The following is a 14,864-nucleotide window of genomic DNA, read 5'->3' on the forward strand; positions in this document are numbered from 1 at the left end:
GACCGCTGCGGCGGAACAAACCAGGCAAACGGGCTGCGGCCAAGGAGTGTGAAATGGTGACTTTCCTGATTTTTCTGATCGCGTGCGGTGCGGCGGCAACCACCGGCATGGTTTTCAAGCCCGGCCAATGGTACGCGCAGCTCAACAAACCGAAGTTCACGCCACCCAACTGGGTGTTTCCGGTGGCCTGGACGACGATTTATCTGCTGCTGGCCTGGGTTGGCTATCGCTTGACCATGATTCCCGGCAGCGAACAGGTGCTGGCTTTGTGGGCGGCGCAGATTGCGCTGAACACACTGTGGACGCCTGTGTTCTTCGGCGCGCAGCGGATCGTTGCCGCGATGATTATTCTCGTCCTGTTGTGGCTGGTCGTCGCCGTGATGGTGGTCCTGGCCCTGCGCCTGGATGTGATCACCGGGTTGATCCTGTTTCCTTATCTGGCCTGGCTGTGTGTCGCTGCGGCGCTTAATTTTTCGATCATGCGCAACAACCGGGTGGGTCTCGCCTCATGACCGTACTCCAGGCGCATGAAGCACCGCTCAAATTCGATAGTACTGGCGATACCAACTCACAAACTGCGCCACACCCTCTGCAACTTCCACTCGCGGAGAAAACCCGATCCATTGTTCCAATGCCGAAACATCAGCCCAGGTCTTGATGACATCGCCGGCCTGCATCGGCAACAGATTGCGCTGGGCTTTTATGCCCAGTGCCTGTTCGAGGCAGTCGACGAAATCCAGTAACGCGACCGGTTTGCCGCGCCCCAGGTTGAAAATCCGGTTGACGCCACTCGCCTCCTTCTCCGGCGCTGGCGGTTTCAGACACAGGCGGACGATGCTTTCGACAACGTCATCGACGTAAGTAAAGTCCCGCGCCATCTGACCCTGGTTGTAGATGTCGATCGGTCGTCCCTGAAGAATGGCTTCGGTAAATTTGAACAGCGCCATATCCGGCCTGCCCCAGGGCCCGTAAACCGTGAAAAAGCGCAGGCCGCTGGCCTTCAAGCCGTAGAGATGGCAATAGCTGTCGGCGAGAAGCTCATTGGCACGCTTGGTGGCGGCATACAGCGAGACAGGGTGCTCGACCGCATCATCGACGCTGTATGGCAACTTGCTGTTGGCCCCATATACCGAGCTGCTCGACGCGTAGACCAGATGCGCGGGCGGATAATGTCGGCAGGCTTCCAGCACATTCAGAAACCCCACCAGGTTCGATTGCGCATAGGCATCCGGGTTGTCGAGCGAATAGCGCACACCCGCCTGAGCGGCCAGATGCACCACCTCGGTGAAATCGTGCGCTTTGAATAACGCCATCAAGGCAGGCTTGTCGACAATATCCAGTGTTTCAAAACTGAAACTCTGCAGACCGCTCAACTGTTCAAGCCGAGCCCGTTTGAGATCCACACTGTAGTAATCGTTAAGGTTGTCGATACCGACAACTTCCTGGCCTTGCAGCGCCAATCGTTTGACCGCGTGATACCCGATAAAGCCCGCAGCGCCTGTAACAAGAACGGTCATAATCCCTGCTCCACACAAGCCGACAGGCGATAAGTTATAGCGCTGGATGACTTATTCAGTCCAGGTTTTATAACAGCACCCAATAGTGGGGAAAGCTTTCGATCTAAATAATAGTCGCGACCATAACAGGCAGAAAAAGTTTCTACCGTTCAGCCAAAAGAATAAGTCATTAAAAAACAGTTAGTTATCCATCGGCAAAAGCATTACTGGATGGATGGCGTGTTTTTTGACTGCTAACGTTTGACAGACCAGAAAGACTGGCCGATAACTACCAAGGTTGATTTTTTGCAGGGCGCGAGCAGTTACTTACTCGCGCCCTGTCGCTTCAGGGACAACTACTTAGTTACCTAACCTTAAGCCTGCATGAACAGACCGTGCGGTAGCTTTGCCCTCTAAAAAGTTGAACCGATGATTCCTCCAGAGGTGCCGCATAACAGAGCGAAACTTCACTGCTCGATGCACACCAATGAAACACTTTGTGATTCATGTTTGAAACACTTCAATAACCCATAATAAAAAAGCACTTTCGCTGACTGCCCTTACTTAGCCCTCAATAGAGCTTCTGCCTGCCATAAACTTTCGATCATTACAGAGTTTACCAGCATGCCAGTCATCAGCTCGGACCACCCAAATTGGTACCTTTTGCAATGCAAGCCACGTCAGGATGAGCGTGCTCATCTCAATCTGCTTCAACAGAATTACGTGGTCTTTCATCCCCAACTCGTCAGCGAGCGCATTATTCGCGGAAAACGCCAGCGAGTGCACGAATCCCTCTTTCCTGGATATTTGTTCATCCAGCTCAGTCGTGACGACAACTGGGCACCCTTGCGTTCCACCCGAGGGGTCAGTCGCTTTGTCGAATTCAATCATGGTCCCGCGACCGTGCCTGAGCACGTCATCGAGCATCTGCGTACGCGTTGCATCGAATCAATGACGTCAGGGCCGGATGAAGCGCTGAAACCCGGAGAGAATCTACAGATTGTCAGCGGCCCGCTCGCGCCACTGGAGGGCGTGTTCCTCGGATTGCACGGAACCGACCGCGTGATGATCCTCCTGCAGTTTCTCAACCGTGAGCAGCCGGTCTGCCTGCCACTCAGCGTGATTGAACGACAACAAGCCGGTTTTCACCCCTACAACTAACGACTTGCCTTATATGCCCTTGCTCAGGAGCTATAACATGGCTTTGAAGTCACGATGCCCTGTCGCGCTGATGATGGCCTGTCTCTATCCCGAAATGGCCTGGAGCATCAATCCGCAAGCCATTGATGTGTATGGATTCGACTTCACGCCATCGTTCCTGTTTTCAGAAAGTTATGACGACAACTTTCGCGAACTGGAAAACAGCAAACAGTCCTCCATGGTCACCAAGCTGGCGCCTTCTTTCGAGCTCAAGGCCGAGGATCGCAACAGTGCCACGCGACTGATCTGGCAACCCACTCGCTACATTTATCACGACGAGTCGGATGCCTCGAACACGGCACAACGCGTGCGTGCCGACAGCATCATGGAGTTCACTGACCGGCATCGTCTGAAGCTCGACGCCGAGTACCGGAAATGGGAGCGCACGGAATCGACGGCGGTCGAAGGCATCAACGACAAGCTCAACAACAAACGGGTGGGCGGTCTCTACACCTTCGGGGCGAAAAGCGCTGACAACCAAATCGATCTCGGGGCCAGTTACGCACAACTGCGCTACGACAACGCCGATGGCATTAACGACGACAAGGAACGCAATACCACTGCCCTGACGAGCACCTGGTATCACCGCATCGGCAGCAACACCCGGGGTCTTGTCGAATATAACCACACCGACTTTGATTACCAGCAGGCCAACAGCCCGCGCAGCAGTAAATCCGACGCCGTCATGGCCGGTGCCGTATGGGATTTCACGGCACGCACGACGGGTAAAGTCCGCGTCGGTTACGAGAAAAAGAACTTCGACAACAGCGAATCCAAAGACCTCGACAACCCGACCTGGCAAGTCGATCTGCAATGGAAACCGCGGACCTATTCGACATTCACCTTCGTCGCTCGCCAGGCCCTCGCCGAGGGTGACGACGGCGCGGATGCCGTGAAGTCCACGTTCACCCAGGTCGGCTGGCGTCACGGCTGGACCGAACGGATCACCACGGTGGCACAGGCCGGCTACGGGCGTTATGTCTACGAAGGCCAAAGCCGTACCGACAATCTTCAGGACTACAACCTGGCCGTGGTGTACGCCATGCGCCGTTGGCTGGATATTGAACTGGGTTATCGATATCGCGACAACGATTCCGATGCCGACAACGAAAGCTTCACCCGCAACGTGTTCCAGATCAGCTTCAACGTCAGCCTTTAAGAGGGTCTCGACATGAACACTCGCACACTTGTCCTTTTGTTCGCGTTGTTTCTCTTGCCTCACGTCCATGCGGCAGATCCTGCCACGCAATACAAACTCGCTGCCGGCGACGTGTTGCGAATCATCGTTTTCGGTGAACCGGAGTTGAGCATCAAAAAGATCCGACTCAGCGATGCCGGCACCTTCTCCTATCCGTTTCTGGGAGAGATTTCCGCCAAGGGACTGACCCCCAGCCAGGTCGAGAAAATCATCGTCGACGGGCTCAAGCAGGGTTATCTGATCGACCCGAAAGTCAGTCTCAGCCAGATTGAATACCGCTCGTTCTACATCAATGGCGAAGTGAAAAAGCCCGGCAGCTATCCGTTCGTGCCCGGACTGACACTGGAAAAAGCCATTGCACTGGGCGGTGGCTTGACCGAGCGGGCCTCGATGAAGCGAGTGACCATCTTGCGCAGCGAGAGTGGCGAAAGCGTCACCGATAACATTTCACGCAGCACCACGATCGCCCCCGGCGACACCATTTCCATTGCACAAGGCTTTTTCTGATCATGGACAACAGCCCAAGCAACTACGTCGAACGTCCTCTTCAAGCGCATCTGCATCCGCAGCACGCCGAAGACAAGGACACCCTGGATCTGCTCAATCTGTGGAGGATCATCTGGCGCGCCAAGTGGCGCATCGGCTGGCTGGTGCTGCTCAGTTGCGTATTGGCGGCCGTGGTGGTCTCCAATATCACGCCGCAATACATTGGCAGCACCACCCTGCTGTTCAACGACAAAACACCTCCGCTGATGTCGTTCCAGCAAGTCAAGGACTCAGGCGGCAACGCCACAGATTACTTGCAGACTCAGCAGGCGCTCCTGCAATCGCGAGACCTCGCCGAACGCGCGGTGAAAAAACTCGGGCTGACGACTCACCCGGTCACCGATCCGCGCCAGCAGCCAAAGTCCTGGTTTGCGCCGCGCCAATGGCTGGCCGATCTGGACCTTGATCAATGGATCCCGGGGCTAGGTCGATATCTACCGCAAAAGAAAGAGCCACTCACTGAAGCAGACGTCTTCAATCAGGTCACGCAGAACCTCATGCTGCACACCAGCGTCAAGTTCGTTGGCAAAAGCCAGTTGCTCGAAATCGAAGTCGAGTTGCCAGACCCTGTTCTGGCAGCGGCGGCGGCCAACGCACTGGCTCAGGGCTTTACCGACAGCCAGCTCGATACCAGCGAGAAATCGTCGCAAACCACCACGGCCTGGATGAACACGCGTCTGATCAAGCTGCGCGACAACCTGCGAGCGGCCGAGAAAAAGCTGCAGGGTTACCGCGAAGAACAAGGTCTGGTGGATGTTGGCGGCGTTGCCACCATCAGCGCCAACGAACTGGAAATGACCGGCAACCGCATGGTCGACGCCCGACGCAACCGCGCTGAAGCCGAGAGCGAGTACCGGCAGGCGAAGGCCCTGGGCAACGGCGACCTGAGCCGACTGTCCAGCGTGCCGGCGGTCTTGAGCAACCCCCTGGTGCAGAAATTCCAGGCCGATCGCGCGGTGGCCCAGGCCAAGGTTGATGAACTGGCCGGGCGCTATGGTCCGAAGCACCCCAGCCTGATCTCCGCACAAACCGAGTTGCGCACCGCCACCACCAGCCTGCAATTGCAGGTGCAGCAAGTAGTGGCCGGTATCGAGCGGCAATACCAGCTCGCCACGGCGAGTGAAGCGTCGCTGCGTCAATCCTTCAACAGCAACAAGGCGCAAATCCAGGACATCGCGCGCAAAGAGTTCCAGTTGCGCGAATTCCAGCGTGAGGTCGACAGCACGCGCGCGCTGTATGAAACCTTCGTCACACGCCTGAAAGAAACCACGGCCACCGCCGACATGGACTCGACGAAAGTGCGCATCGTCGACCCGGCCATCGTTCCCGTCGACGCGAGCAAACCGCGCAAGACATTGATTGTCGCGATCGTCGGGCTGATTGCGGCGGTGATCGGCGTCGGTTTGGCACTGCTCTTCGAGAGTCTGAGCAATACCTTCAAAACCGATGAATCGATCGAGAGCGTGTTGAATGTTCCACTGCTCAGCGTCGTGCCGCTGGTGATAAAGAAAAGTCGTCGGCAACTGGCGCGCCTGTTCGAGGACAACGACAACCCGCGTTTTTCCGAGACCATTCGCAACCTGCGCACCTGGTTGATGTTGCAAAGCAGCGAAAAACCGTCACAAGTGGTGCTCGTGACCTCCACGGTTGCCGGCGAGGGCAAAAGCACCATCGCCACCAACCTCGCCAGTTCGCTGACACCGCTGGAACGCGTGCTGCTGATCGATGCCGACATGCGTCAGCCAACCCTGTCGCTGAACTTCGATTTTCCGCCGGACAGCCCCGGACTGGCGAATGTCATTGCCGGCACGGCCAGGCTTGAAGACTGCATTGTTTCAGTGGGCAATCTGGACATGCTGCCGGCCGGGAAGGTCTTGCCGCCGTCGCTGGATATGTTCGTTGCGCCGCGCCTGCCGTCCCCTGGCGATCCGCTCAACCCGGTTCAGCCACCGCCACAGGATTTGCTCAGCTCGCCGCGCATGGCGCGCATGCTCGAGGCGCTCAGGTCACGTTATCGCCACATCATCATTGATTCTCCCCCAGCGGAGATGATCAGTGACGCGCTGCTGCTGGCAAAACATTCGGACGCGGTGATCTATGTCGTCAAGGCTGACAGCACCTCGATCAGCCAGGTTCAGCGAGGGATTGCCATGTTGCAACAAAGCCATGTGCCGGTCTTCGGCACGGTGCTTAACCAGGTCGACCTGCGCAAGGCGCGCAAGTACGGCTACCACCACTCCCGGGCGTTCTATAACTACGATTTCGCGCCCAGGTAACCATCGGGCGCATACGCCCGCCGCTACGCCCTCTTCTGCCAACGCACCACTCGCTTCACCTCCGCCGAGCTACGGAAAAGCCATCGGGAGGCACGCCGTGCCTGCTCGATTCGCGCTGATGCATGAATGCTGTCTCGAGGTTAAGCCCATGACATCGCTCTATACCGCTCACATGACACACCGCCGAGGCCTGACGTTCTGGGGCCAGTGGCTGTGCGCGCTGTCGCTGGTGACGGCGCTGTTGATATTGCTCGTGCATTGGCGCGTCGGCAGTCTGACCAGCGAATACCGGATCCTGATCATTCTGACGGTGCTCGGCTCGGTGCCGATCTACAGCGTGATGCAGGTCTACCACAAGCGCCATGGCCTGCTGGTCGGGCTCGGCAGATTGCTGGCCGGGTGGTTGACCCTGCTGGCCGTACTGGCGGCGATTGCGTTCTTCACCCAGACCAGCGCCATTTATTCACGCCAGGTGATCATGGTCTGGGCGGTGCTGGGTTTCGTGGTTCAGGCCTTGAGCTTTCTGCCCCTGCATTACCTGGCCCGCCTGTATTCACGCAAGGTCTGCAACGGACGCCGTTCGGTGATCATCGGTACCTGCCCGACGGCCCATGAACTGGCGAAAAAACTGTCCCGACCGAACCGCGCGCTGGTGCTGGGCTTCATTGCCGCCGAGGACAGCTGCGGCCCTGCACCCAGCATTCTGCCGTTGCTCGGCCACGTTTCCGCCATCCGCGAGATCATCACGGGCCTGGAAGTGCGTCGTGTCTATATCGTGCTGCCAATGGCCCATGCCGCCACCATCGAAGCCCTCTACATCGACCTGCTGGACATGAACGTCGACGTGGTGTGGATCCCGGATTTCGGCAGCATGGTGTTGCTCAACCATTCGATCTCGGAAATCGAGCGAATGCCGGCCATCTACCTCAACGAGAGCCTGATCAGCTCGCACCCTGCCAGCCTGTTTTGCAAGGATCTGTTTGAACGCAGCCTTGCCGCCCTGGCGATTATTCTGCTCAGCCCGGTGCTGCTGGTGGTGGCCATAGCCGTCAAGCTGACCTCCGCCGGCCCGGTGCTGTTCAAGCAGAACCGTCACGGCTGCAACGGCGAAGTGATCAAGGTCTGGAAGTTTCGCTCGATGCACGTCCACGACGACCAGCAGGTTCGGCAGGCCACCCGCAACGATGATCGCCTGACGCCGATCGGCGGTTTTCTGCGCCGCAGTTCCATCGACGAATTGCCACAACTGTTCAACGTGCTGTCCGGCCGCATGGCGCTGGTCGGCCCGCGTCCGCATGCCGTCACCCACAACCTTTATTACACCGGCAAGGTGCGCGCCTACATGGCCCGGCATCGCCTCAAGCCGGGGATCACCGGGCTGGCCCAGATCACCGGCCATCGTGGGGAAACCGAGACCGTGGAAAAGATGCAGCTGCGCGTCGCCCAGGACCTCAACTACATCAACCAGTGGTCGCTGTGGCTCGACATCAAAATCCTCATCAAGACCCCCTTCACCCTGTTCTCGAAAAACATCTACTAAGCCCGCCCCAACTCTGCCGTCCCCTGCCCGACCGTTGATAACCGTCACCACGATCTGAGGTTCGACCATGAATGTGAGCGTATTCGGTATTGGTTACGTAGGCCTTGTCCAGGGAGCTGCATTGGCCGAGGTCGGGCACAACGTGCTGTGCGTCGACGTCGACGCCGGCAGGGTCGAGGCATTGAAAGAGGGCACGCTGCCGCTCTACGAACCGGGCCTGAAGAGTCTGGTGCGCGACAACTACCAAAGCGGCCGGCTGCGGTTCGGCACAGACCTGGTGGACGCCGTTCACCATGGCGATGTGCTGTTGATCGCCGTCGGCACACCGCCCGACGAAGACGGTTCGGCGGATCTCCAATACGTGCTGAGCGTGGCGCAGACCATCGCGCTGAACATGGATCGGCACCAGATCATCGTCGACAAATCCACCGTGCCCGTCGGTACGGGCGATCGGGTGCGAGCCTGTATCGAGCAAGTATTGGCCGACAACGGTCGCGGCGATCTGACGTTCGACGTGGTTTCAAACCCGGAATTTCTCAAGGAAGGCTGCGCGGTCGAGGACTGCATGCGCCCGGACCGGATCATCATCGGCACCGACAGCCCGCGTGCCGAAGAGGTCATGCGCGAACTGTATGAACCGTTCAATCGCAGCCGCGAAAAAATCATCGTCATGGATGTTCGCAGCGCCGAGCTGACCAAGTACGCCGCCAACTGCATGCTGGCGACCAAAATCAGCTTCATGAACGAAATGGCCTGCCTCGCCGAAAGGCTCGGCGCCGACATTGAAAAAGTGCGCCACGGCATCGGCGCCGACCCGCGCATCGGTTACCAGTTTATCTACCCAGGTCTGGGCTACGGCGGCTCGTGCTTTCCCAAAGACGTGAAAGCGCTGATACAGGCGGCCGACGCTGTCGACATTGACGCCCGGGTGCTCAAGGCCGTGGAGGCGCGCAACCAGGAACAGAAAGCCAGCCTCTACCGCAAGGTATTCGATCACTTCGACGGCCGCCTTCGCGGCAAGACGTTTGCCCTGTGGGGGCTGAGTTTCAAACCCAACACCGACGACATGCGCGAAGCCCCCAGCCGGGTACTGATGGAGGCTTTGTGGCAAGCCGGCGCCAGCGTGCAGGCGTTTGATCCCAAAGCCATGGAAGAGGCCCAGCGCCTATACGGCTCGCGCGACGACCTGACGCTGACAGGCACCAAGGAGGCGGCGCTGAAAAATGCCGACGCCCTGATCATCGTCACCGAGTGGCAATCGTTTCGGGCACCGGACTTCGACCAGCTCAGCCGGTTGCTCAAACAGCCACTGATTTTCGACGGGCGCAATCTGTTCGATCCGCAGCGGTTGAGCAAACGTGGGTTCACCTACGTCTCCGTGGGTCGGCAGACCCCTTCAGTTCTCTGAGAGGAGCCGCGCCATGTTCAAACTGGAGATAGTCGGCCACTACTCGGCGAAATTGCTGGAGGCCAACCAGGCCTATTCCTTCATCAACTTTGCCTCGATTGGCAGTTTTTTCGAGCAGAATCCGAGCAGCGTTGCCTATTTTTGCGACGGCATGCTGATGTCAACCTTCATGTCTCGCATCACCGGCAGACCGATTGGCCGGGTCAGCTTCGACTTCACCTCGATAGCCGACGTCGTGCTGCGCAGCGCCGAGCAACAGGGCAAACGCGTCTATTTCGTCGGCGCCCGACAAGCCGAACTCGACCTGTTCATCAGCAAGATCAAGATCCTTTATCCGCAGCTGTCCATCGCCGGCTATCACAACGGCTATTTCGACGCTGCCCAGGCCGAAGACATTCGGTACGACATCTGTCGCAGCGCAGCGGACATTCTGATCGTCGGCCTGGGCGCCGGACGGCAAGAGCAGTTCGAGCAGGATGCCCTGCGCGCAGGCTTTCGCGGTGTCGCCTTCAGCTGTGGCGGGTTCATCCGCCAGGAAGCTCTGGCCACGCGGCAGTACTACCCGGCGCTGATCAACCGCCTGCACTTGCGCGCGTTCTATCGCATGTACCGCGAGCCCCACACGATCAAACGCTACCTCATCGATTACCCGAGCAACTTCCTGCACCTGCTGAACATGATCGTTCGACACAAAGTCGCCATCAGCGTTGGGGAATGACCATGCACATCCTGTTTACCCTCAAGGATTTCAAGCCCGGCGGTGGCGTCGAGCGCGTTCAGCAGCGGCTGTCCGAGCAGTTTCTCAAGGACGGCCGGCGCGTGAGTTTTTTCGTCATGAACGCAGACATGCCCGACACCCGGGACATTCAATGCTTCAGCGGTGGCGGCAACGGCCTCGTCGGCCTGTTCAAGTCCATCGTTTTGCTGCGCCGGCTCATACGGCACGAAGGTGTCACCCATCTCATTTCCGCCAAGGAGCAGGCCAACCTCTGCACGTGGTTCGCCACCCTCGGCAGTGCCTGCAAGGTCATCTACAGCCGGCATGCGACCCTCGACTGCAGCGAACAGAAAACCGGCCCCTCAAGCCTGCGTCTGCTCTACGCCTTGTACCTGTGTGGCAGCGGCAAGGTGGTGACGGTGTCCTCGGCGTTGCGCCAGACCCTCGCCGATGCCGTGCCCTGGGGGCGGCAGCGCATCAGCTATTGCCCCAACGCGGTCGTCACCGATCAACTGTTTCAAGCCGCCCGGGCGCCCCGGCCCGCCGACTTGCCCCGCAACTACTGGCTGAGCCTGGGGCGTCTGGTCGAACCCAAAGGGTTTCATCTGCTGCTCGATGCCTACGCCTTGGCGCTGCGCAGCGCGGCGCTGCCGGATCTGGTGATCGTCGGCGATGGCCCGTTGCGCGAAGCCTTGGTCACCCAGGCCAGGCAATTGGGTATCGCGCAACGTGTGCATTTCAGCGGGTTCATGAGCAATCCCTATCCCGTGCTCAGGCACGCCCGACTGTTCATTCTGAGTTCGCTGCAAGAAGGCATGCCGACCGTGCTGATCGAGGCGTTGGCGCTGGGCACGCCGGTGCTGGCCTGCGATTGCGAGACCGGGCCCAGAGAACTGCTGGACCACGGCCGACTCGGTCAACTGGTGATCGTCAACGATGTACAGGCACTGGCCGAGGGAATGCTGCGCAACCTGATCTCAAGTCATGCCATCGCCCCCGGCGAAGAGACGCTCACTGCCACCCTGCGCCCGTACACCAGTCAGTACGCGGCGCAGGCGTACTACCAGGTCTGGAATCAATGAAAAAGTTACTGATCATCCTCCATGACCTCAGCGCCGGCGGTGCTGAAAAAATGATGGCGCGCCTGGCCAAAGCGCTGGTGGATGCAGGCAACGACGTGACATTGCTGATGCTCACCGGCGGTGGCCTTCACGCAGCGCATCTCGATCCGCGTGTGAAAAAAGTCGAATTGCACAGCCCGCGCAGCGTCCGTGCGGTGCCGGCACTCACGCGATTCCTGCGTGACAATCGCTTTGACGCCCAGCTGGCAGCCCTCACCCACGTCAACGTGGTGGCGATCATCGCGGCGGCACTGTCCGGCACGCTGGCCCGGCTGCACGTCAGCGAGCGCAATGCCTTTTCCCATGACCGGCACGTGAATCCCGATTTGATGGTGCGCATCGCTTATCGGGTGGCGCCGCTGCTGTATCGGCTGATTCCCAATCCGGTGATCTGCGTTTCGCGCGGTGTCGCCCAGGATCTGGTCGATACCACCCTCGCCCGGCGCCAAGACGTGACCATCGCCGACAATCCGGTGCTCGACAACGATTTTCGCGAGAAGACACCGGGACCGCCCCGCCACCGCTGGCTGCTGGAAAAGTCCGGCACGGTGATCGTCGCCGTGGGGCGTCTGGCGCCACAAAAAGGGTTCGACACGCTGATCACAGCGTTCGCCGCACTGCCGGATCAGCATGCCCGCCTGATTATTTTTGGCGAAGGCGCCCTCAGGGCCGAACTGCTTGAACAGGCGAAACAGCTGGGGGTGGCGGAACGCTTCGATCTGCCGGGCTATGCCAACGATCCCCTGGCAGAAGTGGCCGCAGCCGATTGCTTCGTGCTGTCGTCGCGTTTCGAGGGCAGCCCCAACGCGCTGGTCGAGGCGTTATCCACGGGTACGCCGGTGGTGGCGACCCGCTGCCCCCATGGCCCTCAGGAGATTCTCGGCGGCGGCGTGGTTGCCCCGCTGGTCGCAGTGGAAGATCCGATCGCCCTGGCACAGGCCATCGCCGAGCAATTGTCCATACCGCGCGATCTGCAGCGTCAATCACGCCTTGATGCGGCCGCGCGATTCATGAGTGCCAGCGCGGTGCAGACCTACCTCAAAGCGCTGATCGGAGACCCGTCATCATGAGCCCCCTGACGATCCGCTATTCGACACTGCGCGACGCCTTCACGCTGTTCGGCATCCTGTTCTACATCCAGGTGATTACCTTTGTCCTGGGTCTGGGCAGTGCCGCGAGCTTCGGCGATATCAACAAGGACCTCGAAGGCAATGTCGCCAATCAGGTCTGCGGCCTCATCACGCTGCTGGTGCCGTTGTTCTTTTTCATCCGCAACAAGGTGTTCCTCAGCAAGACCTTTTATCGCAGCAATTTCTTTCTGCTGGTGTTCCTGCTCTGTGTCATCGCATCGATCGGCTGGTCCCACGACCCGATGCTCAGTCTCAAACGGTTTATCGCCCTGCTCGGCGTGGTGTTTTTTGCAGGCTTCATTGCCTATAACTACTCCCTTGAAAAAATCGCCTTCATGCTCGGCTGCGCCATCGGCATCGCGGCGTTGATCGGGTTGTTGCTCGCCGTGGTCATGCCTGAAGTGGCGTTTCTCTCCGGGGGCATTCGCGACGGCGCGTTCAAAGGTGTTTTCGCCGAAAAGAATGCCGGCGCCCGACTCAATGCGATCGCCATCATGCTGTTGCTGCCGATGATCCGGCAGCGCAATCGCTGGGCGCTCTTCTGTTCGTTCTTTTCGCTGGTCGCGATCCTGCTTGCCCAGTCAGCCACCGGCGTGGCGCTGATCATTTCCGGCACGATCAGCTACTGGTACTTCCTCACAATGATCCGCCTGGGCATCAATCGCTCACAGCTGCTGTTCCTCGGATGCACCCTGCTCTACCTGCTGGTCTGTCTGTTTCTGTACAGCAACTTTGCGGTGCTGCTGGAAATGGCCGGTCGCGACCCGTCACTGACCGATCGGACGTTGATCTGGGAGCTGCTCGCGCCCTTTATCGACAGCCAGTTTCTCAAGGGCTACGGCTTCGGCGCCTTCTGGTCCAGCCCTGATGCCGATGCGTTCATCACCCGCTGGGGTTATATCGGCAACGCCCACAGCGGCTACATGGAGACCCTGCTCAACGGCGGCCTCATCCAGTTGACGGCGCTGGCATTGATGTTGGGTGAGGCACTGTTCAAGCAATACCGCGCGGTGACGGCGAATCAGGCAGCCCGGTTTCGTGCCAGTGCGCTGGTCATCATCGGCCTGTTCGCCGTCACCAATTATGTGGCGTACGTGATTCCCAACTACCGCTCCGCCGAGTTTCTGGTGTTCTGCACCCTGGCCCTGACCTTCCGGCACCACCACGCGACCTACCCCGAATCCTCACCGGCAGCGCTGCGTCAGCGCTCGTCGGGCCGCGCACTACCGCGCGATTCCGCCCGCGCGTAACCCAAGGAGAATCACCGTGCCCAACCAATCCTCCCCTTCAGCAGATTCGGTGTGCGTCATCATCCCGATGTACAACGGCGCCGACAGCATCGAGCAGACACTGACCTCCCTGGCCCGGCAAACCCGACTGCCCGATCACGTCATCGTCATCGACGACGGGTCCACCGATGACGGACCACAACGGGTTCGAGACTTCGCCGCGCCGTTTCGCCTGACCCTGTTGCAGCAAACCAACGAAGGCCAGGCCAGCGCCCGCAATCATGGGATGCGCCACTCTGAAGAGACGTTTGTGGCAATGCTCGACGCCGATGATCAATGGCATCCGCGAAAGCTGGAGTTACAACTGGCACTGTATGACGAGCTCACGCGACAGGGTCGACCGGTGGGGCTGATCGACTGCTATGCGCAGGTCAATTACAGCGATGGCAGACGTCAGCGGGACGACCGGTTGAAGAACGGCCGGCATTTCTACGATTTCATCCACGCCAACGTCGTCAATGGCGTTTCCACCGCGCTGGTCAAGCGTGACGTGATCATGCAACTCGGCGGCTTCGATGCCAGCCTGCGTTATTCCGAAGACCGCTTCATGTGGACCCGGATCGCCGAACACTGGGAGATCCACACGGTGCCGGAGGTGTTGCTGGAGCGCACGGTCAATGGCGGCAACATGACCGCGAATCCGAAAAAGTACTACCAGAACAAAATCCGCTTCATCGAGGTGTACCTCGCCCGCTACGGCGCGCAGCTGACCCGGCAGCAGCGGATCGATTTCGTGCTGGGCAACCACACCGATTTTCTCGAGGCGTTTTCCCGACGTGGCGAGCATGACCAGGTCCTCGGCGTGTACCGGCGAATGCTGGATTGCTCCTGGCAGGCCCTGATCTTCGCCAGCGGCAAACCGACCTTGCGCTACCTGTATGCCCGCGCCAGAACCTTGCGCAAGGCAACGGCGTCAACCACGGCTCATTGATCCGGAATCCG

13 protein-coding genes are annotated in these 14,864 nt (G+C 59.2%); 12 read left to right on the forward strand and 1 reads right to left on the reverse strand.

Annotation, left to right across the window (positions count from 1 at the left end):
- Positions 1-56 precede the first annotated feature (56 nt).
- Positions 57-512 carry a tryptophan-rich sensory protein TspO gene (locus tag BMZ46_RS18625; protein ID WP_074690685.1) on the forward strand — a complete coding sequence of 152 codons (456 nt, stop codon included), beginning with the start codon at positions 57-59 and terminating at the stop codon, positions 510-512.
- A gap of 27 nt (positions 513-539) precedes the next feature.
- Here BMZ46_RS18625 and BMZ46_RS18630 read toward each other — a convergent pair whose 3' ends face one another.
- Positions 540-1,517: an NAD-dependent epimerase gene (locus tag BMZ46_RS18630; protein ID WP_074690540.1), complete on the reverse strand. Its 978-nt coding sequence runs from the start codon at positions 1,515-1,517 to the stop codon at positions 540-542.
- Positions 1,518-2,120: 603 nt separating this feature from the next.
- On the opposite strand from BMZ46_RS18630, the gene rfaH reads away from it, so the two are divergent.
- From rfaH to BMZ46_RS18685, 11 genes are all read left to right on the forward strand, one after another.
- A complete protein-coding gene (rfaH, locus tag BMZ46_RS18635) occupies positions 2,121-2,657 on the forward strand; it encodes a transcription/translation regulatory transformer protein RfaH (protein ID WP_039768569.1) in 537 nt (178 codons plus the stop codon).
- A 37-nt stretch (positions 2,658-2,694) separates the two neighbouring features.
- On the forward strand, positions 2,695-3,855 hold the full coding sequence (locus BMZ46_RS18640; RefSeq protein WP_039768571.1) for an outer membrane beta-barrel protein: 1,161 nt from the start codon (positions 2,695-2,697) through the stop codon (positions 3,853-3,855).
- A gap of 12 nt (positions 3,856-3,867) precedes the next feature.
- Positions 3,868-4,401: a polysaccharide biosynthesis/export family protein gene (locus BMZ46_RS18645; RefSeq protein ID WP_039768572.1), complete on the forward strand. Its 534-nt coding sequence runs from the start codon at positions 3,868-3,870 to the stop codon at positions 4,399-4,401.
- Between the two features lie 2 nt (positions 4,402-4,403).
- Positions 4,404-6,716: a GumC family protein gene (locus BMZ46_RS18650; protein ID WP_039768574.1), complete on the forward strand. Its 2,313-nt coding sequence runs from the start codon at positions 4,404-4,406 to the stop codon at positions 6,714-6,716.
- Positions 6,717-6,864: 148 nt separating this feature from the next.
- Positions 6,865-8,256 (forward strand): undecaprenyl-phosphate glucose phosphotransferase, encoded by a 1,392-nt coding sequence (locus tag BMZ46_RS18655; RefSeq protein ID WP_074690539.1) that lies wholly within the window; start codon positions 6,865-6,867, stop codon positions 8,254-8,256.
- Between the two features lie 67 nt (positions 8,257-8,323).
- Positions 8,324-9,664: a UDP-glucose dehydrogenase family protein gene (locus BMZ46_RS18660; protein ID WP_074690538.1), complete on the forward strand. Its 1,341-nt coding sequence runs from the start codon at positions 8,324-8,326 to the stop codon at positions 9,662-9,664.
- Positions 9,665-9,677: 13 nt separating this feature from the next.
- Positions 9,678-10,382, forward strand: coding sequence for a WecB/TagA/CpsF family glycosyltransferase (locus tag BMZ46_RS18665; protein WP_074690537.1), 705 nt, complete (start codon positions 9,678-9,680; stop codon positions 10,380-10,382).
- Between the two features lie 2 nt (positions 10,383-10,384).
- Positions 10,385-11,464 carry a glycosyltransferase gene (locus BMZ46_RS18670; protein ID WP_074690684.1) on the forward strand — a complete coding sequence of 360 codons (1,080 nt, stop codon included), beginning with the start codon at positions 10,385-10,387 and terminating at the stop codon, positions 11,462-11,464.
- On the forward strand, positions 11,461-12,573 hold the full coding sequence (locus tag BMZ46_RS18675; protein WP_074690536.1) for a glycosyltransferase: 1,113 nt from the start codon (positions 11,461-11,463) through the stop codon (positions 12,571-12,573). Before BMZ46_RS18670 ends, BMZ46_RS18675 begins: the two co-directional genes overlap by 4 nt.
- Positions 12,570-13,883, forward strand: a complete 1,314-nt coding sequence (locus tag BMZ46_RS18680) for an O-antigen ligase family protein (protein WP_074690535.1) — start codon at positions 12,570-12,572, stop codon at positions 13,881-13,883. Before BMZ46_RS18675 ends, BMZ46_RS18680 begins: the two co-directional genes overlap by 4 nt.
- 16 nt (positions 13,884-13,899) lie before the next feature.
- Positions 13,900-14,853, forward strand: coding sequence for a glycosyltransferase family 2 protein (locus BMZ46_RS18685; RefSeq protein WP_074690534.1), 954 nt, complete (start codon positions 13,900-13,902; stop codon positions 14,851-14,853).
- Positions 14,854-14,864 lie beyond the last annotated feature (11 nt).

Source organism: Pseudomonas sp. NFIX49, assembly GCF_900115915.1.
Taxonomy (GTDB): domain Bacteria; phylum Pseudomonadota; class Gammaproteobacteria; order Pseudomonadales; family Pseudomonadaceae; genus Aquipseudomonas; species Aquipseudomonas pharyngis.